This window comes from Pseudomonas sp. MPFS (assembly GCF_022537035.1).
In the GTDB taxonomy this organism is placed as follows: Bacteria; Pseudomonadota; Gammaproteobacteria; order Pseudomonadales; family Pseudomonadaceae; genus Aquipseudomonas; species Aquipseudomonas sessilinigenes.
The window spans coordinates 4,555,280-4,574,712 of sequence record NZ_CP066123.1 but is presented as its reverse complement, the minus strand read 5'-3'; the positions used below and the strand labels follow the sequence as shown (position 1 = coordinate 4,574,712).

The following is a 19,433-nucleotide window of genomic DNA, read 5'->3' as shown; positions in this document are numbered from 1 at the left end:
CAATTCGACTCACGACCGCTGGCCTTCCAGGGATTTGTCCACCAGGGCCTTGGCCAGGTCGATCATATGCACCACCGAGAACGCCAGGTCACGATTGGGGCCGCGCAGGCCGCTGGCTGCGTCATAGGCGGTAGCGGCCGCACAACGTAGCAGGTCGGATGCATGGATCATGGCTTCCTCGCTGCTGAGGTTGCTCCTGATCTCGAAGAATTTTTCCTCCTTTTCCCCTTCGCCTGGGGTTGGGTTGAGGTAGTAGTCCATCGCTCGCCGCGCCGCGTGGCTGCCCTTGAGCGAACTTAATGTGGCCTCTGTCTCGAGTTCCGGCACGTCCTTGCTGCTTGTGTTCATGAATTCTGCCTTGTCTGGATGAAAGGAAAGAGGGGGCAGGGGGTAGGTTAATACGTATTGTAATTGTGACGCCATTTCAAATACTACAACTTGTGTGTTGAGGCGGGAAATACACAACGTATTGTTCCGCCCATGGATAAATGGATCGAGTTGGTCAAGGCCAACATGAAAGGCCGCAAGGTCACGCAGGAAAAGCTCGCCGAGCGCCTGGGCATGTCCCAAGGCGGCATCGGCCATTGGCTGAGCAAGCGGCGCCAGCCCAAGATCGAGGACATGAACCGAGTGCTGGAAGAGATCGGCATGGGGTTCCTGGAAGTGGTGCTGGTGGTTCGTGAGAAACCCATGGTCGGCGACGATGGCGAGCCCCTGGAGGACCAGCCTTCGCTGTTGCACAAGTACAACCCGTACTTCCGTTATCCCGTCAGCGATTGGCGCAATGCCGGTGAAGTCCGCGAGGATGGCCAGCCGTCCTATGTGCCGGAGCGTTACGAGTTGACCGATTACCAGTCCCAGGGCGCGGCGTTCTGGCTGGTGGTGGTCGGTGACGCGATGATCGCCCCCAGTGGCCTGAGCATCAGCCAGGATATGTTGATCCTGGTCGATCCGGCCATTGCGGCCGAGCCGGGCAAACTGGTGGTCGTGCAGTGCCCCGGCAGTTGCGAGGCGATCTTTCGCAAGCTGGTGCAGGAAGGTAGCCAGCGTTACCTGGTGCCTTTGAATCCCACTTACCCGAAGATGCTCTACAGCGACGAATGCCGGGTCATTGGCGTCGTCGTACAAGCGACCGCGAAGTTCTGAAGACGCAGTCGCCATCAATCGGCAAAGCCCCTTCCTGGTTTCAGGCAGGGGCTTTTTGCATTCCGGGCTAGGCCGCTGGAGGACCTTCTATCGACCCTGGCGTGCCAAGGCCCTGTTCATGGCCAGGACCGTGCCCAGTAAAGAAGTGACCAGGATGCCAATCGTCACCCAGGCGAAGGACGCGGGGCCCGTGCGATCCAGCAAGAGGCCGCCGACGATCCCGCCCGTGGCTACTGCGATGTTCCAGCCGGTCGTGTACATGGACTGGGCCACGTCCACCGAATTGCCGGCAAAGCGTGACAATGCGGTTTGCGTGATCGTCGCGAAGCCTCCGACGGCGCCCCCCCACAGCACAACGGACAGATAGACCATGGCCGGGCTGTCGCCCCACTGGCCGAGTATCAGGGCAGCCACGGCAAACAGGCTGATGCTGGCGATGGACAGGCGTGCCAGCCGGCGGTCGACCATGACCCCGACGATCCACAGGCCGACGATGGAGCCCGAGCCGAAGACAAACAAGATGACGTCCACCTTCGCGGACAAGCCCGAAGATTGCAGGAGCGGCTCGATATAGATGTACAGAATGTTGTGGGCCACCACGAAGCTGAGCACCACGAACAGCACCGAGCGGATACCGGTTTTCATGAAGACGCCAGCCAGGGACTGGCGCTGTGGGTGATCCTGTCCCGGGAAGTCCGGTACGGCGGCCAGTACCCAGGCGATGAGGAGCACGGCCAACCCGCTCATCAGGCCGAAGGCACCCTGCCAACCGATGGCCCGCCCCAGCAGTGTGCCCAATGGCACGCCCAATACCAGCGCAAGGGTTGCGCCGGCTCCCGAAATCGCGATCGCCCGGCCGCTGAAGCGTGCCGGTGACATGCGCACGGCATAACCGGCCAGCAACGACCAGACGATGCCGCCGAACACCCCCGCGATAAAGCGTGCCACCAGTGAAATGCCGTAGTGGCCGGACAGCGCCGTCACCAGGTTGACCAGGGCGAAGCCACCGATCGCCACCAACAGCAAAGGCCGCCGTCGCATGCCCTGGGTCAGGTAGGTGATCGGAATGGCCGCCACCAGGGCCCCCACGGCGTAGGCCGTGATGAACTGGCCGGCCAGGCCTTCGGATACTGCTAGCCCTTGTGCGATAGAAGACAGCAAGCCGGCCGGCATGATTTCGGTCAACAGGGTAATGAAGGCTGCCATTGCCAAGGCCAGCAGTCCCCCCATCGGCAGCCGCTCGCTGCCCTCGTGCAATGCAGATGCAGTCATCTGATTCATCCATCCGTTCCTGAATTCAAAGTAGGTACGGCTCTTCATCGAGCACGCCAGCCCTATGCTGCAAGCCTAGGAATAAAAGAGAAATAAGATAAAGTTAAAAACATTTGTGATGTTTGAGTCATCAATAAGGCGGTGCAATATGGAGAACCTGGGTTCTCTCGATATGTTCGTCCGGGTCAGCGTATCCCGTAGCTTTACGGCCGCGGGGCGGCAATTGGGCATCTCGGCCTCGGCGGTCAGCAAGGCCATTGCCCGACTGGAGGAGCGGCTCGGGGTGCGGTTGTTCCACCGATCCACCCGTACGGTCAGCCTGACGCCGGAGGGCACGCTATTCCTGGAGCGCTGTCGCCGTATCCTGGCCGAGGTGGAGTCCGCCGAAGCCGAGTTGATGCAGACCCGCGAAGCGCCTCGCGGCAGGCTGCGCATCAGCCTGCCCTCGGTCGGGACGCTGTTCATGCCCAAGCTTGCGCAGTTCAAGCGGTGCTATCCGGATATCGAGCTGGACATCGACTACTCGGATCGGCTGGTGGATGTCATCGAGGAAGGCTTCGATGCCGTCATCCGTACGGGTATACCCAGTGACTCGCGCTTGATTGCCCGGCGCCTGGGAGCCTGTCGCAGGGTCGTCGTGGGGGCGCCAGGGTATTTCCAGCAGGCGGGTATTCCACTCGAGCCCCAAGACCTGATGCACCATGCCTGCCTGCTCTATCGGTTCCCCAGTACCGGCAAGCTGGATGCCTGGCCCCTGGGTCGTCCGGCCCATATGCCCGCTCTCGAGCTGCCAGCCAGCATGGTGAGCAACAGCCTGGATCCGCAGTTGTGTTTTGCCGAGCAGGGCCTGGGGCTGGCCTGCGTGCCTGAAATCGCCGTGCGGGCGCAGTTGCAGCAAGGCCGCCTGGTCACGGTGCTGGAGGGTCATATCCAGGAAGAAATGGTGTTCCATGTACTGTGGCCGTCCAGCCGCCACCTGTCACCGAAGATCCGGGTGTTCGTGGACTTTATCGTGGACAACCTGTTTCCACTCTGACGGCCGCGATGCGCCCCCTGGCTGATCGCCAGCCAAGGGTGCATCGATCGATCATGTTGCGTGCGCTAAGGCCACAACCCGCCTGGCGGCGGGTGTTTGTCATCAGGCTGGCTGTTCCAGCTCCACCAGCGCACTGCCTTCGCTGACCATCTCGCCTTCCTGGCAATACAGCGCCTTGACGATCCCGGCATGGGGCGCGCGGATGCTGTGTTCCATCTTCATGGCCTCGAGTACCACCAGTTGCGCGCCGGCTTCGACCTGTTGTCCGGCCTCCACCAGGATCCGGACGATGCTGCCGTTCATGGGGGCGGTGAGGCCACCGTGCTGGCTGTGGCTGGCATCGACCGCAGCGATCGGATCGTAGGCGGTAACACTGTGCATGTTGCCCTGCCAGTGCAGGTACAGGGTGTCGCCACGACGGATGGCCCGGTGCTCACGGCGTACGCCTTGTTGCTCCACCAGCAGGCGTTCGCCCTGCAACTTGTAGTCGCTGCCAGGGGCGCCCAGGCTGATGGCCCGGTCCTGTCCATCGGCACTCAAGTGCAGGGCTATCTGTGCCGGCAGGCCGCTGCGCCAGCCATCGAGCACCGCCCAGGGCGAGTGCGGATCGTCCTGGCGCTCGCGCTGCGAAAGACCCTGGCTGAAGGCGTGCGCCGCCGCTTGCCAGAAGTCCTCGCCCAGCTCCCGGGCTGCCGGCAGCAGGTGTTCCTGGTGGCGCGCAATGAAGCCGGTGTCCAGTTGGGCCTCGGCGAAGGCCGGGTGGGCGATGATCCGGCGCAGGAACGCCAGGTTGGTCTTCAGGCCGCCGATGGCGAACTCATCGAGCATGCTCAGCAGGCGCAGGCGGGCCTGTTCACGGTCCTCGCCCCAGGCGATCAGCTTGCCCAGCATGGGATCGTAGAACGGCGATACGCTGTCGCCTTCCTCGACGCCGCTGTCCACGCGCCGGCCAGGGCGGCTGGCGGACTCGCGATACAGCTCCAGGCGGCCGGTGGCCGGCAGGAAGTCGTTGCCCGGGTCCTCGGCGTACAGGCGTACTTCGATGGCATGGCCCAGCAACGGCACTTGTTCCTGGGTCATGGGCAGGGCTTCGCCACGGGCCACACGGATCTGCCAGGCCACCAGGTCCAGGCCGGTGATGGCTTCGGTGACCGGGTGCTCCACCTGCAGGCGGGTGTTCATTTCCATGAAGAAGAATTCGCCACGGGCGTCGAGCAGGAATTCCACGGTACCGGCCCCGACATAGCCGATGGCCTGGGCCGCGCGTACCGCAGCTTCGCCCATGGCCTTGCGCAGTTCAGCGCTCAAGCCTGGGGCCGGGGCTTCTTCCACCACTTTCTGGTGGCGACGCTGGATCGAGCAGTCGCGCTCGTTGAGGTACAGGCAGTTGCCGTGTTGGTCGGCAAAGACCTGGATCTCCACATGGCGGGGCTTGAGCAGGTATTTCTCCACCAGCATCCGCGAATCGCCGAACGACGACTGTGCTTCACGCTGGGCCGAGGCCAGGGCTTCGGCCAGCTGGCTGACGTCTTCCACCACCTTCATGCCCTTGCCACCGCCACCGGCGGTGGCCTTGAGCAACACCGGATAACCAATGCGCTCGGCGGCGTTGCGGAAGGTCTCCAGGTCCTGGGCCTCGCCGTGGTAGCCCGGCACCAACGGTACGCCGGCGGTTTCCATCAAGGCCTTGGCGGCCGACTTGCTGCCCATGGCGTCGATGGCCGAAGCCGGTGGGCCGAGGAAGATCAGCCCGGCGGCCTCGATGGCCCGGGCGAAACCGGCGTTCTCGGAAAGAAAGCCATAACCGGGGTGGATGGCCTGGGCGCCGCTGGCCTTGGCGGCGGCGATCAGCTTGTCGATCTGCAGGTAGCTTTCGCTGGCCTTGCTGCCGCCCAGGTCCACGCGGATATCCGCTTCACGGCTGTGCCGGGCATCGCGGTCGGTGGCGCTGTGCACGGCCACGGTGGTCAGGCCCAGGGCCTTGGCGGTGCGCATCACGCGGCAGGCGATCTCGCCACGGTTGGCCACCAGCAGGGTATCTAGGATCGGCGCGCTCATCAGCGGGACTCCTTGGTCGTGGTCTCGGCCTGCCAGCTGGGCGGGCGTTTCTCCAGGAACGCCCGCAGGCCTTCCTGTCCTTCGGGGCTGACGCGGATCCGCGCGATGGCGTTCTCGCAGTAGCGGCGCAGGGCGGTGGTCAGGGCGCCGTTGCCCACTTCACGCAACAGGTCCTTGCTGGCACGCATGGCCTGGGGGCTGTTGAGCAGCAGGTTGTCGATCCAGCGGGTGACGTGCTGTTCCAGCTCTGCCGCCGGGTAGCTCTCGGCCAGCAGGCCGATGTCTCGCGCACGCGGGCCGTCGAAGCGCTCGGCGGTCAAGGCATAGCGCCGGGCGGCGCGTTCGCCGATGGCCTGGACCACGAACGGGCTGATCACCGCCGGGGCCAGGCCGATGCGCACTTCCGACAAACAGAATTGTGCGTCGTCACTGGCAATGGCCATGTCGCAGCAGCTGATCAGGCCCAAGGCGCCGCCGAAGGCCGCGCCTTGTACCACGGCCAGGGTCGGGATCTTCAGCTTGGCCAGGTTGTACATCAACTCCGCCAGTTCCCGGGCGTCGTCGAGGTTGGTGTTGTAGTCCAGTTCGGCCGACTGCTGCATCCAGGCCAGGTCGGCGCCGGCGCTGAAATGCCGGCCACGGCCGCGCAGCAGCAGGAAGCGCAGGTTGGGATCGCCTTGCACCTGGTCCAGGGCCAGGATCAGTTCGCGGATCATCTCGGCGTTGAAGGCGTTGTTCTTTTCTTCACGGCTGAGCCACAAGGTGGCGAAGCCACGAGGGTCGCGCAGCAGTTCCAGGGTATTGAAGTCGCTCATGATCTTCTCGCGCAGGATTACATGCGGAACACGCCGAAACGGCTCTGTTCGATAGGGGCGTTGAGGGACGCGGACAACGCCAGGGCCAGCACCTCGCGGGTCTGCGCCGGGTCGATGACGCCGTCGTCCCACAGCCGGGCGCTGGAGTAGTAGGGGTGCCCCTGGTGCTCGTACTGGTCGAGGATCGGTTGCTTGATCTGGGCTTCCTGGGTCGCGTCGAACCCCTGTCCGCTACGTTCTGCCTGCTCGCGCTTGACCTGGACCAGCACGCCGGCGGCCTGCTCGGCGCCCATCACGCCGATCCGCGCGTTGGGCCACATCCACAAGAAGCGTGGATCGTAGGCGCGGCCGCACATGCCGTAGTTACCGGCACCGAAGCTGCCACCGATGATCACGGTGAATTTCGGCACCTGGGCGCAAGCCACCGCCGTCACCAGCTTGGCACCGTGCTTGGCGATGCCGCCGGCTTCGTACTTCTGGCCCACCATGAAGCCGGTGATGTTCTGCAGGAACAGCAACGGGATGCCGCGCTGGCACGCCAGCTCGATGAAATGCGCGCCTTTTTGCGCCGCCTCGGCGAACAGGATGCCGTTGTTGGCCAGGATCGCCACCGGGTAGCCGTGCAGATGGGCAAAGCCACACACCAGGGTGGTGCCGAACAGCGCCTTGAATTCATCGAACAGCGAACCGTCCACCAGGCGCGCGATGACTTCGCGCACATCGAACGGCTGCTTGGGATCGGCCGGTACCACGCCATACAGCTCATCGCGCTCATACAGCGGGGCGATCGGCGTGCGTTGCTGCAACTGGCCCTGCTTGTGCCAATTGAGGTTGGCCACGCTGCGCCGCGCCAGGGCCAGGGCGTGCTCATCGCTCTCGGCATAGTGGTCGGCCACGCCGGAAACCTTGCAGTGCACGTCGGCCCCGCCCAGGTCCTCGGCGCTCACCACTTCGCCGGTGGCGGCCTTCACCAGTGGTGGACCGGCGAGGAAGATGGTGGCCTGCTCGCGGACCATGATCGCTTCGTCGGCCATGGCCGGCACGTAGGCGCCGCCGGCGGTGCAGGAGCCCATGACCACGGCGATCTGCGGGATGCCCTGGGCGCTCATGTTGGCCTGGTTGAAGAAGATCCGCCCGAAGTGCTCGCGATCCGGAAACACTTCGTCCTGGCGCGGCAGGTTGGCGCCGCCGGAGTCCACCAGGTAGATGCAGGGCAGGCGATTCTGCAGGGCGATGGTTTGCGCGCGCAGGTGTTTTTTTACGGTCAGCGGGTAGTAGGAGCCGCCTTTGACCGTGGCATCGTTGGCCACGATCATGCATTCCACGCCTTCCACCCGGCCGATGCCGGCGATCACTCCGGCGGCGGGTACGTCCTCGCCATAGACCTCATAGGCTGCCAGTGGGCTGACCTCGAGGAACGGCGAACCGGGATCGAGCAAGCGATTGATCCGCTCGCGGGGCAGCAGCTTGCCCCTGGAGGTATGGCGCTCCTGGGCCTTGGCGCCGCCGCCTTGCTGGACCTGGGCCAGCAGGGTATGCAGGGCATCGACCTGGGCCGCCATGGCGCTCCGGTTCTGCACGAACTCTGGTGATTTAGTGTTCAACTGTGACTTCAGGATCATCATGACTCCTCGCGCAGAATCAAGCCTCAAGCTTCAAGCTGCAAGAATGTTCAGTGTTGTGGCTGCAAGCGCGCATCGCTGTTTGTCTTGCTGCTTGTAGCTTTCTGCTTGAAGCTGCTTCAGCGGGTTTCGTTGAACAGTTCGCGACCGATCAACATGCGGCGGATCTCGCTGGTGCCGGCGCCGATCTCGTAGAGCTTGGCGTCGCGCAGCAGGCGTCCGGCCGGGAATTCATTGATGTAGCCATTGCCGCCGAGGATCTGGATCGCATCCAGGGCCATCTGGGTAGCGCGTTCGGCGGAGTAGAGGATCACCCCGGCGGCGTCCTTGCGGGTGGTCTCGCCACGCTCGCAGGCCTGGGCCACCGCGTACAGGTAGGCACGGCTGGCGTTGAGCTGGGTGTACATGTCGGCGATCTTGCCCTGGATCAGCTGGAACTCGCCGATGCTCCGGCCGAATTGTTTGCGGTCGTGGATGTAGGGCACCACCAGGTCCATGCAGGCCTGCATGATCCCGGTCGGGCCGCCGGAGAGCACCACGCGCTCGTAGTCCAGGCCGCTCATCAGTACCTTCACGCCACCATTGAGCACGCCAAGAATGTTCTCTTCCGGCACCTCGACGTCATCGAAGAACAGCTCGCAGGTGTTGGAGCCGCGCATGCCCAGCTTGTCGAACTTGTTGCTGCGGCTGAAGCCTTTCCAGTCGCGCTCGACGATGAACGCGGTGATGCCGTGGGGGCCCTTTTCCAGGTCGGTCTTGGCGTAGATCACGTAGGTGTTGGCGTCGGGGCCGTTGGTGATCCAGGTCTTGCTGCCGTTGAGTACGAAGCGGTCGCCGCGCTTGTCGGCGCGCAGCTTCATCGACACCACGTCGGAGCCGGCGTTGGGTTCGCTCATGGCCAGGGCGCCGATGTGCTCGCCGCTGATCAGCTTGGGCAGGTACTTGCTCTTTTGCTCATGGTTGCCGTTACGGTTGATCTGGTTGACGCACAGGTTGGAGTGGGCGCCGTAGGACAGGGCCACCGAGGCCGAGCCGCGGCTGATTTCTTCCATGGCCACCACATGGGCCAGGTAACCCAGGCCGGCACCGCCGTATTCTTCCGGCACGGTGATGCCCAGCAGGCCCATGTCGCCGAACTTGCGCCACATGTCGGCGGGGAACAGGTTGTCGGCGTCGATCTGTGCCGCCCTTGGCGCCAGCTCCGCCTTGACGAAGGCCTGGACCTGTTGGCGCAGCATGTCGATGGTTTCACCGAGGGCGAAGTTCAGGGTCGGGTAACTCATGGCGGGGCACCTTCAAAATTTGTTTTTATCGAGGAACGAGACGCGGAGAGCGGCGCTGCCTGGCTCTCACCTTTACGTTAACGTAAACCTGCGCCGGATGGCTGTCAATCGCCCTTTACGTAAACGTCAACTTGCGCCAGAGTAACCAGGCTTTCGCTTGGAGTCCGGCTTGCCTGCACCATCGGCCAGGCTCCTGAACACCCACTAATAAAGACAATAGGGGTCGTCATGGAACACTCGGGTTCCCAGCCGGATCGCAGCTACACCCGTGGTACGCAAGACCGCGCCTTGCTGGCGCTGACCATCGGCCAGGCCTTCGACAACACCGTCGCCGCCCATCCCCAGGGCGAGGCGCTGGTGGTCCGCCACCAGCAGTTGCGCTACACCTGGCAGCAACTGCGCGAGACGGTCGATCTGCATGCCAGGGCCATGCTGGCCCTGGGGCTCAAGACCGGTGACCGCCTGGGGATCTGGGCTCCCAACTGTGCCCAGTGGTGCATTGCCCAGTTCGCCAGCGCCAAGATCGGCGTGATCCTGGTGAACATCAACCCGGCCTATCGCGCTGCCGAACTGGAATACGTGCTCAAGCAGTCCGGCTGCCAGTGGCTGGTCTGTGCCGGGGCCTTCAAGACGTCCGATTACCACGGCATGCTCCAAGGGTTGCTGCCGGAACTGGCTGAACAGTCCATTGGCCAATTGCACAGCCAACTGTTGCCAGAGCTGCGTGGGGTCATCAGCCTGGATGCCCAGCCACCGTCGGGGTTCCTGCCGTGGTCGCAACTGAGTGCATTGGCTGCCGGCGCCAGCGCCGAGCAGTTGCAGGCTCGCCAGGACAGCCTGGATTTCGATCAGCCGGTGAACATCCAGTACACCTCGGGCACCACCGGCTTTCCCAAGGGCGCGACCCTGAGCCACTACAACATTCTCAACAACGGCTACATGGTCGGGGAGAGCCTGGGGCTCACCGCTACCGATCGCTTGGTGATTCCGGTGCCGCTGTACCACTGCTTCGGCATGGTCATGGGCAACCTGGGCTGTGTCACCCATGGCACCACTATGATCTACCCCAACGATGCCTTCGATGCGCTGCTGACCCTTGAAGCGGTGGCCCAGGAGCGGGCCACCGCGCTGTACGGCGTACCGACCATGTTCATCGCCATGCTCGACCAGCTCCGCCGGGCTGAGTTCGACCTGTCGAGCCTGCGCACCGGGATCATGGCTGGCGCCACCTGCCCGATCGAAGTAATGCGCCGGGTGATCGGCGAGATGCACATGAGCGAGGTGCAGATCGCCTATGGCATGACCGAGACGAGCCCGGTATCGCTGCAGACTGGCCCGGCCGACGAACTGGAACTGCGGGTGACCACCGTGGGGCGCACTCAGCCGCACCTGGAAAGCAAGATCATCGATGAGGCCGGCAATGTGTTGCCACGTGGCGCCATCGGCGAGCTCTGCACCCGGGGCTATAGCGTGATGCTCGGTTACTGGAACAACCCCGAAAGCACCCGCGAGTCCATCGACCCGGCCGGCTGGATGCACACCGGCGACCTGGCGACGATGGACGAGCAGGGGTACGTGCGTATTGCCGGGCGCAACAAGGACATGATCATTCGCGGTGGCGAGAACATCTATCCGCGGGAGCTGGAGGAATTCTTCTTCACCCACCCGGCGGTGGCCGATGTGCAGGTGGTGGGGGTGCCTTGCACTCGATATGGCGAGGAGATCGTGGCCTGGATCAAGTTCCACCCCGGGCGTTCGGCCGATGAGCTGGAGTTGCAGAGCTGGTGCAAGGAGCGCATCGCACACTTCAAGACGCCGCGTTACTTCAAGTTCGTCGAAGAGTTCCCGATGACTGTGACCGGCAAGATCCAGAAGTTCCGCATGCGGGAAATCAGCACCGAGGAGTTGCGCGAGCACCTGGGCAAGGGATGATCGCCTCAGGGGCTGGCATCGCTCCCGGTGCCCGCCCCTGACGCGGGCCGGGCGGGAAAACACGAAAGGCAGGAAGCACAAAGGGGAGCCGAAGCTCCCCTTTAATTTGTCGTTGCGTGCTCTTTTTTTATTATTGAGGGGCGGCCTGTTGTTGTTTTTGTCGACCGTGGCCCTTTACCGCTGTTTTTGGCGGTCCCCATCCGGGATCAAGAGCAAACGTATTTTTTTGAGCGCTGATTCAATGTGTCGCCAGGGCGATCCAACCGGTTCGGGAGCTACCTCAGGGGTAGTTTTATTGTTCTCTGACCGATTGCGGATGACTCTTGCAAGCCGTCCCGCACAGTGCACCTTCTCCAAAAAAATCTGTTAGCTGCGTCTCTGCCGTGTTGTTTTTGTTATGTCAGAGTCGTTACGTCTTATTTTTATTAGGTTTGCAGCTTTTTATTCTTGTTATGCCATAGAGATAGCAGAAGCCGTGCCAACTTTTTAAAGTCCTTTAAAATCAATAGCTTGATGATTTTGTAGGACAATCTGTATCGTAAGAAAATCAACAAACTGTTTCCGTGTTACTCGTTACTGCCCCATTCCAGAGCGGCCGGTAACACACCGGCCGCACATCGCTTCTATTGGGCGCTACGTGCCTTGGCCACGCGTGAGCCGGTGGGGCGTCCCACTACCTGGCTGATGCGATTCCCGGCTTGGATCAACTGCTCCAGGTCGACACCGGTATGGATACCCAGGCCATCGAGCAGGTACAGCACATCCTCGGTAGCGACGTTACCGCTGGCGCCCTTGGCGTAGGGGCAACCGCCCAGGCCGGCGACGGAACTGTCGAATACCGCGATGCCTTCCTGCAGGCTGGCGTAGATATTGGCCAGGGCCTGGCCGTAGGTATCGTGGAAGTGCCCGGCGAGCTTGTCTCGGGGGACCTGGGCACCCACGACCTCGAACATCCGGCGAGTCGCGCCGGCAGTACCGGTGCCGATGGTGTCGCCCAGGGAGACTTCGTAGCAGCCCATGGCGTAGAGCTCGCGGGCAACCGCGGCCACTTGCTCGGCAGCCACTTCGCCTTCATAGGGGCAGCCCAGTACACAGGACACATAGCCGCGCACGCTGATGCCGTGCTGTCGTGCGGCGTCCATGATCGGCACGAAGCGCGCCAGGCTTTCACTGATGGAGCAATTGATATTGCGCTGGGAGAAGGCTTGCGAGGCCGCGGCGAACACCGCGACTTCCTTGACCCCGGCCGCCAGGGCATCCTCGAAACCGCGCAGGTTGGGCGCCAGGGCGCCATAGACCACTCCCGGCTTGCGCTGGATGCGGGCGAAAACCTCGGCCGAGCCGGCCATCTGCGGTACCCACTTGGGCGAGACGAAGCTACCGACTTCTATATAGCCAAGGCCTGCGGCACTCAGGGCGTCCACCAGTTGGACCTTGTCGTCGACGCTGATGGGCTGGGCTTCGTTTTGCAGGCCGTCGCGCGGGCCGACTTCGACCAGGCGTACGTGGCTGGGGAGGGACATGGGGTTCACCTTCTCTGAATGATGGCGGATGCCGGTGCGAACCGTTTGCTCGCGCAGGTTATTGGGCAGTGCTGTTCTGGTTCTGGATGGTTTGCTGCAGGGCCTGGGTGCAACGCTCCTCGGCGGTGTCGAGTTCCAGCTTCATCTGTTCGATGTCCAGCAGTTGCTGTTCGAGTTGTTCGCGGCGCTCGGCGATCTTCGCCAACATGCTGTGCAGTTGCTTGAGGTTGCCGCTGGAGGGGTCGTAGAGCTCGATCAGTTCGCGGCACTCGGCCAGGGAGAAGCCGATGCGTTTGCCCCGCAGGATCAGCTTCAGGCTGACCTTGTCCCGCGGCGAATAGATGCGTTCCTGGCCCCGGCGCTCGGGGGCCAGCAGGCCCTGCTCCTCATAGAAGCGGATGGCCCGGGTGGTGATGTCGAGCTCGCGGGCGAGGTCGGAAATGCTGTAGGTCTGGCTGCTCATGGAGGCGCTCAAGATAGGACTTGGCGTTAAGCTAAAGGCAGGTTGACGTATACGTCAAGCAATCCCCCGCGCAGCGCCTGCGCGGGCACCCCGGTTCCTGCGGGCATTGGCAGGAGCGGGGTTGGCGAACATCGAGGCTCAAAGTGCCTGTTGGTCGAGTTTCTTCTCCTGGACGGCGACGTGCTGGCACAGCTCGATCATCTGCTCGCGCATCCAGCGGTTGGCCGGGTCCTGGTCGGTGCTTTCGTGCCAGTAGAGATGGGTTTCCACCGCCGGTACATCGTTGACCGGCAGGTTGAAAGCCTGCAGGTCGTGGCGCCGGGCAAAGCGCGCGGGAACGGTCATGACCATGTCGGTCTGCTGCAGGACCAGCGAGGCCATCAGGTAATGCTGGGAGCGCAGGGCGATCTTGCGCTGGATGCCCATCTTGCCCAGGGCCAGGTCGACATGGCCGAGGCCGCTGCGTCGGCTGGAGATATGGATATGGGCCAGCGACAGGTAGTCGTCGAGGGTGAACTTCTCCTTGCCCGCCAGAGGGTGGCCCTTGCGCATGGCGCAGACATAGCGGTCTTCCATGAGCTTGACGTGCCGCACCTGGGGGTCGGTGTTGAGCGGCGCATCCACGGCGAAATCCAGCCGGCCGGCCGCCAGTTCCTTGGTGGTTTCCCGGCGCTTGGAGAGGAAGCTCTCGATCGCCACCGTCGGCGCCAGGCGCCGCAGGCGCTGGAACAGCGGTGGCAGGATCACGGCCTCGGTCAGGTCGGTCATGCTGATGCGGTAGGTTTTCACCGCCTGCAAGGGGTTGAAGATCCGGCTCTCCTGGACCGAGACCCGCAGCAACGACAGGGCGTTGCGCACCGGGCCGATGATGTTCTGCGCCATGGGGGTCGGCACCATGCCCTGGGCGGTCCTGACGAACAGCGGGTCATTGAAGGTTTCGCGCAGGCGGGCCAGGGCGTTGGACACCGCTGGCTGGGTGATGCCGACGATCTGGCCGGCGCGGGTCAGGTTGGCTTCGGTGTAGATCGCGTCGAAAACGATGAAGAGGTTGAGGTCTACCTTGCTCAGATTCATGGCGCTGCACTCTTATTGTTGGCCTCGGCGAGGGGCCGTTACGGGCACGTGAGGGGGCGGCTTGGGAGCCTGCAGAATCAGCCGATCATATATCGGTGATGAATGTTAATACACGCTGAGAATAGGCTAGGTAAATTTTCGTAGCTGAACTAGCATCGATTTCAGTCCCTCCACACCCGTTTGCCTAGAGGTAGAGCTGCCCATGGAATTCGCCTATTCCCCCAAGGTCCAGGAACTGCGTGAGCGCGTCACCGCGTTCATGGATGCCTATGTTTATCCGGCTGAAGCGGTCTTCGAGCGCCAGGTTGCCGAAGGCGACCGCTGGCAGCCGACCGCCATCATGGAAGAGCTCAAGCTCAAGGCCCAGGCCGAAGGGTTGTGGAACCTGTTCCTGCCCGAGTCCGAGCTGGGGGCCGGGCTGACCAACCTGGAATACGCACCTCTGGCGGAAATCATGGGGCGCTCGATGCTTGGTCCGGAACCCTTCAACTGCTCGGCCCCCGACACCGGCAACATGGAAGTGCTGGTGCGGTATGCCAACGAGGAGCAGAAGCAGCGCTGGTTGCAACCGTTGCTGCGTGGCGAGATCCGCTCCGCCTTCGCCATGACCGAACCGGACGTGGCCTCGTCCGATGCCACCAATATGGCGGCCCGGGCGGTACGCGATGGTGATGAATGGGTCATCAATGGCAAGAAGTGGTGGACCTCGGGCGCTTGCGATCCACGTTGCAAGATCCTGATCTTCATGGGCCTGAGCAATCCGGATGCGCCGCGCCACCAGCAGCACTCGATGATCCTGGTGCCCGTGGATACCCCCGGGGTGAAGATCGTCCGTCCGCTGCCGGTCTTTGGCTACGACGACGCGCCCCATGGTCATGCCGAGGTGATCTTCGACAATGTCCGCGTGCCCTATGAAAACGTACTGCTGGGCGAGGGGCGTGGTTTCGAGATCGCCCAGGGGCGCCTTGGCCCGGGGCGCATCCACCACTGCATGCGTTCGATCGGCATGGCCGAGCGTGCGCTGGAGCTGATGTGCAAGCGTTCAGTGAACCGCACCGCGTTCGGCAAACCCTTGGCCCGGCTGGGGGGCAATATCGACAAGATCGCCGATTCGCGGATGGAGATCGACATGGCGCGCCTGCTGACCCTCAAGGCGGCCTACATGATGGATACCGTCGGTAACAAGGTGGCCAAGAGCGAGATTGCCCAGATCAAGGTGGTGGCGCCGAACGTGGCCCTGCGGGTGATCGACCGGGCGATCCAGATCCATGGCGGGGCCGGTGTTTCCAATGACTTCCCGCTGGCCTACATGTATGCGATGCAGCGTACCCTGCGCCTGGCCGATGGTCCGGATGAAGTGCACCGCGCGGCGATCGGCAAGTACGAGATCGGCAAGTACGTGCCCCGCGAATTGATGCGCAGCGGCGGCCACTGACCAGGCGACTGCGCTACCTGTCGGTGCAACTTGCCGACAGGTAGCGAGCGTTGTTTCAGTAGACCCAGACCTCCACCCGCCGGTTCTTGATTCGCCCCTCGTCGGCGGTGTTGGCCGCTACCGGCAGTTGCGCACCGAAGCCGCGAATTTCGCGGAACACCACACCACTTTTCACCAGCTCCCGACGCACCGCCATGGCCCGCAACTTGGACAGCAGCGCGGCCCGGCTCGGGTCGCTCTTGTCATCGCCGAATCCGGCCAGGGTCACTTGGCGAGTCATCTTGCCGTGCTGGCGCAGGTAGTCCAGGACGCGGTTCAGGTCCTGGCGGGCCTTGTTGTCCAGGTTGGCGCTGCCTTCCTCGAAGCGAAAGTTCACGCTCAGGCGCTGGGCCTCCCGGGTCAGGGCCTGGTAGGCCTCGGGCATCTGCGAGCTGGGCGTCACGCTCATGGCTCGTACGGTCTGGGCGACGAAGCCATTGGCGGCCACGATGGCCTGTCCCTTGGCGCTTTGGGCAAAGTTGACCAGGGCCTCGGCCCAGGGGTTTTGGCTAGTGGGTGGCAGGTACAGGTACAACCGACGCGACAGCGGATAGTCCTCGGTGGCGATCAGGCTGTTGAGTGGCAGCATGGGCTGCGAGTCACCGTCGGCGATGGCCACCGCCTTGGCCTGGCGCACGTAGGGCAGGCCGATGAAACCGATGCCTTGAGGGTCCTGGCTGACTGCATCGGATAGCTGTTCGCTGGACTCGAAGCGTTTTGCTGTGGCACTCAGGCTTTTGCCGCGTCCGCCCAGCACCAGTTCCTTGAAGGTGTCGTAGGTGCCGGACTGATCATCCCGGGCATAGAGATGAACCGGGCCACCGATCCCCCCCAATTCTTCCCAGGTCTTGGCCTCGCCGCTGAACAGGCGCGCCAGTTGCTCGGTGCTCAGGCGGGTTAGGGGATTGTGTGGATGCAGGATGATCGCCAGGCCATCGATGGCGATGACCTGCTCGGCGCCAGGACTTTTCAGGTCGCCGAGGCTTTCCAGTTCCACCAGCTCGCTGTCCCTGATCGGGCGCGATGAGGCCGCCAGGTCGGCCCGGGTGTTCTTCAGGGCGGCAAAGCCGGTGCTCGAGCCATGGGCGGCCACGTCTATCCGGACCTGGCGGCCTTGGGGCGTCAGGCCGACGATCTGCTGCTCATTGTCCTTGCTGTTTGCCAGGATCTTGATGTCGCGCAGGCCCTGCTGCTCCATCAAGCCCTTGGCCAGTGCCGGGCCGAGCCGTGCCCCAATGGTGTTGGAGCCCTGGATTCGCAGGACCGCCGCGTTATCCGCAACCAGGGGCAGGGCAGCGAATGCCGACCAGGGCAGGGCATAACAAATGAAGCCGATCAGGAACAGGCTGATGGTCCTGCACCAGATATCTCGTTCACTGGCGGAAGCAACGCGGGGCATGGTGGCACTGGCCTTCTATATAGAGGAAGAGGTACGTGCCGGCGAGATTAAGTCAGGGAGGTGACAGGGATGTGACGAAGGGCGCTTGCCTTCAATAAATGGCGAAAGTCCTACGCTATAAATAGCTGTTTTCTCTAGATTTTTTGAGATCTTTCCTAAAGACCAGCCTTTGAGGCCTACGTAGAGTGGACAACTTTGTCTGTAGGGGATTGGGGCGACTGCCAACGCGTCATCCCCGCAGATGCCCCGGCAGCGTGGAGCTGCCAGTTCTCGTGACTTTCAAAGGAGTTGCAAATGAGTGCCTGGTTTGAACTGAAGCAGTATGGCAGTGGTGCGTGCAGATTCTTGCTCAAGACAAAGGAGGCGCAGACCATGCTTCAAAGCGACCGCTACCCCTGCCGGGACAGTGCCGAGGCAGCCCTCGGCCTGTTCCGCGCACACTGCTCCTTCGCCGAGCGCTACGTCAAGAAAATTTCGGCGGGCGGCAAGCCATATTTCAAGCTCAAGTCCGGCAATGAGGTGATCCTCACCAGTCACCTGTACGATTCGGAAGAGTCCCTGGAGAGGGCCATCGGCGAGATTGCCAGCGCCGGCACCACTGACCGAGTCCAGCGCGTCCAGCTGTAAACTGGTAGAAAAAAGCCCATCGTCAGATGGGCTTTTTTGTGCCTGGCAATCAGCTCAGCTCGAGCCAGATCGGCGCATGGTCAGAAGGTTTCTCCATGCCTCGCAGGTCATAGTCGACTCCGGCATCCTTGATCCGTGGCAACAATCCCCGGGAGGCCATGATCAGGTCGATGCGCAGGCCGCGCTTGGGTTCCACCTCGAAGCCGCGGCTGCGATAGTCGAACCAGCTGAAGCGGTCGTCCACCTCGGGGTTCAGGTGGCGGAAACTGTCCACCAGGCCCCAGTTCTTCAGGCGTGCCATCCACTCGCGCTCTTCCGGCAGGAAGCTGCACTTGCCGGTCTTGAGCCAGCGTTTGGCGTTGTCGGCGCCAATGCCGATATCGCAATCTTCCGGGGAAATGTTCACATCGCCCATGACCACCAGGGGCTGCTCATTGTTGAAGCGGCTTTCCAGCAACTGTTGCAGGTCGCTGTAGAAGCGCTCCTTGGCGGGGAACTTGGTGGGGTGGTCACGGCTTTCGCCCTGGGGGAAGTAGCCGTTCATGATGGTCACCGGGGTGCCATCGGCATCGGCGAAGGTACCCCAGATGAAACGACGCTGGGCGTCTTCTTCGTCGTTCTCGAAGCCCTTGTGCAGTGCCAGCGGTGCCTGGCGCGAGAGCAGTGCGACACCGTAGTGACCCTTCTGCCCATGGTAGTGCACGTGATAACCCAGCTCCTGGATCTCGGCCAGGGGGAACTGGTCGTCGGCGACCTTGGTTTCCTGCAGGCCGATGACATCGGGCTGGTGTTTGTCGATCAGCGCCGCCAGCTGATGGGGGCGGGCGCGCAGCCCGTTGATATTGAACGAGACGATCTTCATGGTCGGCGGTCCTGGCAAAACAACGATGCTAGCTGACAACGTCCGGATCGACCAGCGTGGCGGCGTCGCCGATGCACTGCTAATGTCCTTGGGCGCGGGAACGATCAGCGGCGCGCAAGGCTCGTAATACAAGTACACGGCCATTTGCGCCGGACCCAAGGGAGTGACCGTCATGCCTGATGCCAGCAATGTCATTGCCGATGTCCATATGCTCGACAGCGGCTATTCCCGTGAAGCGCGGTCGCTGCTCTACCATGCGTATCGCCATGAACCGACGTTCGGCTTCATCTTCGAGTCCGAGCGGGCCGGTTATGAACAGCGGGTGCGGGCCACGGTACGCGAGCTGGTCAAGCAGCACTTCATGCAGGACCTGCCGGCCATTGGCCTGTTGGTCAACGACCGACTGATCGGCATCGCCCTCATCGCTCCACCACAACGTCGGCTGGGGATCACCGAAAGCTGGGCCTGGAGAATGCGCATGGTGCTCAGCACCGGCTTGCGATGCACCCGGCGCTACCTGGACTATCACGATGCCGTCCGGGCCTGCCTGCCTAGCGATGCATTGCATGTTCTGCCGCTGCTGGGAGTGCACCCGCAGTTCCAGGGGCAGCATTTTGGCGAGCAACTGTTGGAGGCCGTGCACAATTGGTGTGCCGTGGACGAGCATTCTCGGGGAGTGGTGCTGGATACCGGCAATCCCCGCTACCTGGCGTTCTACCAGCGCCAGGGTTATCAGGAGATCGGTGAGGTGGCGGTGGGGCCGGTGCGCGAGCATGTGTTTTTCCACCCCAGTCCGCAGCACTTGCAAAGAGCAATGGGCTGAATCGAACTTTCCTTGTCCCTGAGC

17 protein-coding genes are annotated in these 19,433 nt (G+C 62.8%); 6 read left to right on the top strand and 11 right to left on the bottom strand.

From position 1 onward, the window contains the following. Positions 1-9 precede the first annotated feature (9 nt). The gene (locus I9018_RS20950; protein WP_068582572.1) at positions 10-348 is read right to left on the bottom strand and encodes a DUF3077 domain-containing protein; all 339 of its coding nucleotides are present in this window, start codon (positions 346-348) and stop codon (positions 10-12) included. A 132-nt stretch (positions 349-480) separates the two neighbouring features. On the opposite strand from I9018_RS20950, the gene I9018_RS20945 reads away from it, so the two are divergent. Then, positions 481-1,146, top strand: a complete 666-nt coding sequence (locus I9018_RS20945; protein ID WP_068582575.1) for a LexA family transcriptional regulator — start codon at positions 481-483, stop codon at positions 1,144-1,146. A gap of 87 nt (positions 1,147-1,233) precedes the next feature. Here the strand turns inward: I9018_RS20945 and I9018_RS20940 are convergent, their stop codons facing one another. Next, positions 1,234-2,427, bottom strand: coding sequence for an MFS transporter (locus I9018_RS20940; protein WP_241107405.1), 1,194 nt, complete (start codon positions 2,425-2,427; stop codon positions 1,234-1,236). 139 nt (positions 2,428-2,566) lie between these two features. Between I9018_RS20940 and I9018_RS20935 the strand changes: the two genes are divergently transcribed. Continuing rightward, positions 2,567-3,454 (top strand): LysR family transcriptional regulator, encoded by an 888-nt coding sequence (locus I9018_RS20935; RefSeq protein ID WP_241107404.1) that lies wholly within the window; start codon positions 2,567-2,569, stop codon positions 3,452-3,454. Between the two features lie 102 nt (positions 3,455-3,556). Here the strand turns inward: I9018_RS20935 and I9018_RS20930 are convergent, their stop codons facing one another. From I9018_RS20930 to I9018_RS20915, 4 genes are all read right to left on the bottom strand, one after another. Continuing rightward, the gene (locus I9018_RS20930) at positions 3,557-5,512 is read right to left on the bottom strand and encodes an acetyl/propionyl/methylcrotonyl-CoA carboxylase subunit alpha (RefSeq protein WP_241107403.1); all 1,956 of its coding nucleotides are present in this window, start codon (positions 5,510-5,512) and stop codon (positions 3,557-3,559) included. Continuing rightward, positions 5,512-6,327 (bottom strand): gamma-carboxygeranoyl-CoA hydratase, encoded by an 816-nt coding sequence (locus tag I9018_RS20925; protein ID WP_068582585.1) that lies wholly within the window; start codon positions 6,325-6,327, stop codon positions 5,512-5,514. Before I9018_RS20925 ends, I9018_RS20930 begins: the two co-directional genes overlap by 1 nt. Before the next feature lie 17 nt (positions 6,328-6,344). Further along, positions 6,345-7,952, bottom strand: coding sequence for a carboxyl transferase domain-containing protein (locus I9018_RS20920; RefSeq protein ID WP_241107402.1), 1,608 nt, complete (start codon positions 7,950-7,952; stop codon positions 6,345-6,347). Between the two features lie 116 nt (positions 7,953-8,068). Further along, positions 8,069-9,232: an isovaleryl-CoA dehydrogenase gene (locus tag I9018_RS20915; RefSeq protein WP_241107401.1), complete on the bottom strand. Its 1,164-nt coding sequence runs from the start codon at positions 9,230-9,232 to the stop codon at positions 8,069-8,071. Between the two features lie 228 nt (positions 9,233-9,460). Between I9018_RS20915 and I9018_RS20910 the strand changes: the two genes are divergently transcribed. Then, positions 9,461-11,164, top strand: a complete 1,704-nt coding sequence (locus tag I9018_RS20910) for an AMP-binding protein (RefSeq protein ID WP_124348084.1) — start codon at positions 9,461-9,463, stop codon at positions 11,162-11,164. Positions 11,165-11,787: 623 nt separating this feature from the next. On the opposite strand, the gene I9018_RS20905 is transcribed toward I9018_RS20910, so the two are convergent. The 3 genes from I9018_RS20905 to I9018_RS20895 all read right to left on the bottom strand — a co-directional run bounded on the left by I9018_RS20905 (position 11,788) and on the right by I9018_RS20895 (position 14,224). Beyond that, positions 11,788-12,687 carry a hydroxymethylglutaryl-CoA lyase gene (locus I9018_RS20905; RefSeq protein ID WP_068582523.1) on the bottom strand — a complete coding sequence of 300 codons (900 nt, stop codon included), beginning with the start codon at positions 12,685-12,687 and terminating at the stop codon, positions 11,788-11,790. Between the two features lie 58 nt (positions 12,688-12,745). Beyond that, entirely contained in the window at positions 12,746-13,150 is a 405-nt protein-coding gene (locus I9018_RS20900) for a MerR family DNA-binding transcriptional regulator (RefSeq protein ID WP_068582526.1), read from the bottom strand. Between the two features lie 138 nt (positions 13,151-13,288). Continuing rightward, a complete protein-coding gene (locus I9018_RS20895; RefSeq protein ID WP_068582529.1) occupies positions 13,289-14,224 on the bottom strand; it encodes a LysR family transcriptional regulator in 936 nt (311 codons plus the stop codon). A gap of 202 nt (positions 14,225-14,426) precedes the next feature. Between I9018_RS20895 and I9018_RS20890 the strand changes: the two genes are divergently transcribed. Further along, positions 14,427-15,659: an acyl-CoA dehydrogenase gene (locus I9018_RS20890; RefSeq protein ID WP_241107400.1), complete on the top strand. Its 1,233-nt coding sequence runs from the start codon at positions 14,427-14,429 to the stop codon at positions 15,657-15,659. Between the two features lie 55 nt (positions 15,660-15,714). On the opposite strand, the gene I9018_RS20885 is transcribed toward I9018_RS20890, so the two are convergent. Continuing rightward, positions 15,715-17,097, bottom strand: a complete 1,383-nt coding sequence (locus I9018_RS20885; RefSeq protein ID WP_241107399.1) for a phosphate ABC transporter substrate-binding/OmpA family protein — start codon at positions 17,095-17,097, stop codon at positions 15,715-15,717. 372 nt (positions 17,098-17,469) lie between these two features. Between I9018_RS20885 and I9018_RS20880 the strand changes: the two genes are divergently transcribed. After that, positions 17,470-17,724, top strand: coding sequence for a YegP family protein (locus tag I9018_RS20880; protein WP_225926507.1), 255 nt, complete (start codon positions 17,470-17,472; stop codon positions 17,722-17,724). 49 nt (positions 17,725-17,773) lie between these two features. Here I9018_RS20880 and xthA read toward each other — a convergent pair whose 3' ends face one another. Then, the gene (gene xthA / locus I9018_RS20875) at positions 17,774-18,586 is read right to left on the bottom strand and encodes an exodeoxyribonuclease III (protein WP_068582538.1); all 813 of its coding nucleotides are present in this window, start codon (positions 18,584-18,586) and stop codon (positions 17,774-17,776) included. A 172-nt stretch (positions 18,587-18,758) separates the two neighbouring features. Between xthA and I9018_RS20870 the strand changes: the two genes are divergently transcribed. Beyond that, on the top strand, positions 18,759-19,409 hold the full coding sequence (locus I9018_RS20870; RefSeq protein WP_068582542.1) for a GNAT family N-acetyltransferase: 651 nt from the start codon (positions 18,759-18,761) through the stop codon (positions 19,407-19,409). Positions 19,410-19,433: the final 24 nt, after the last annotated feature.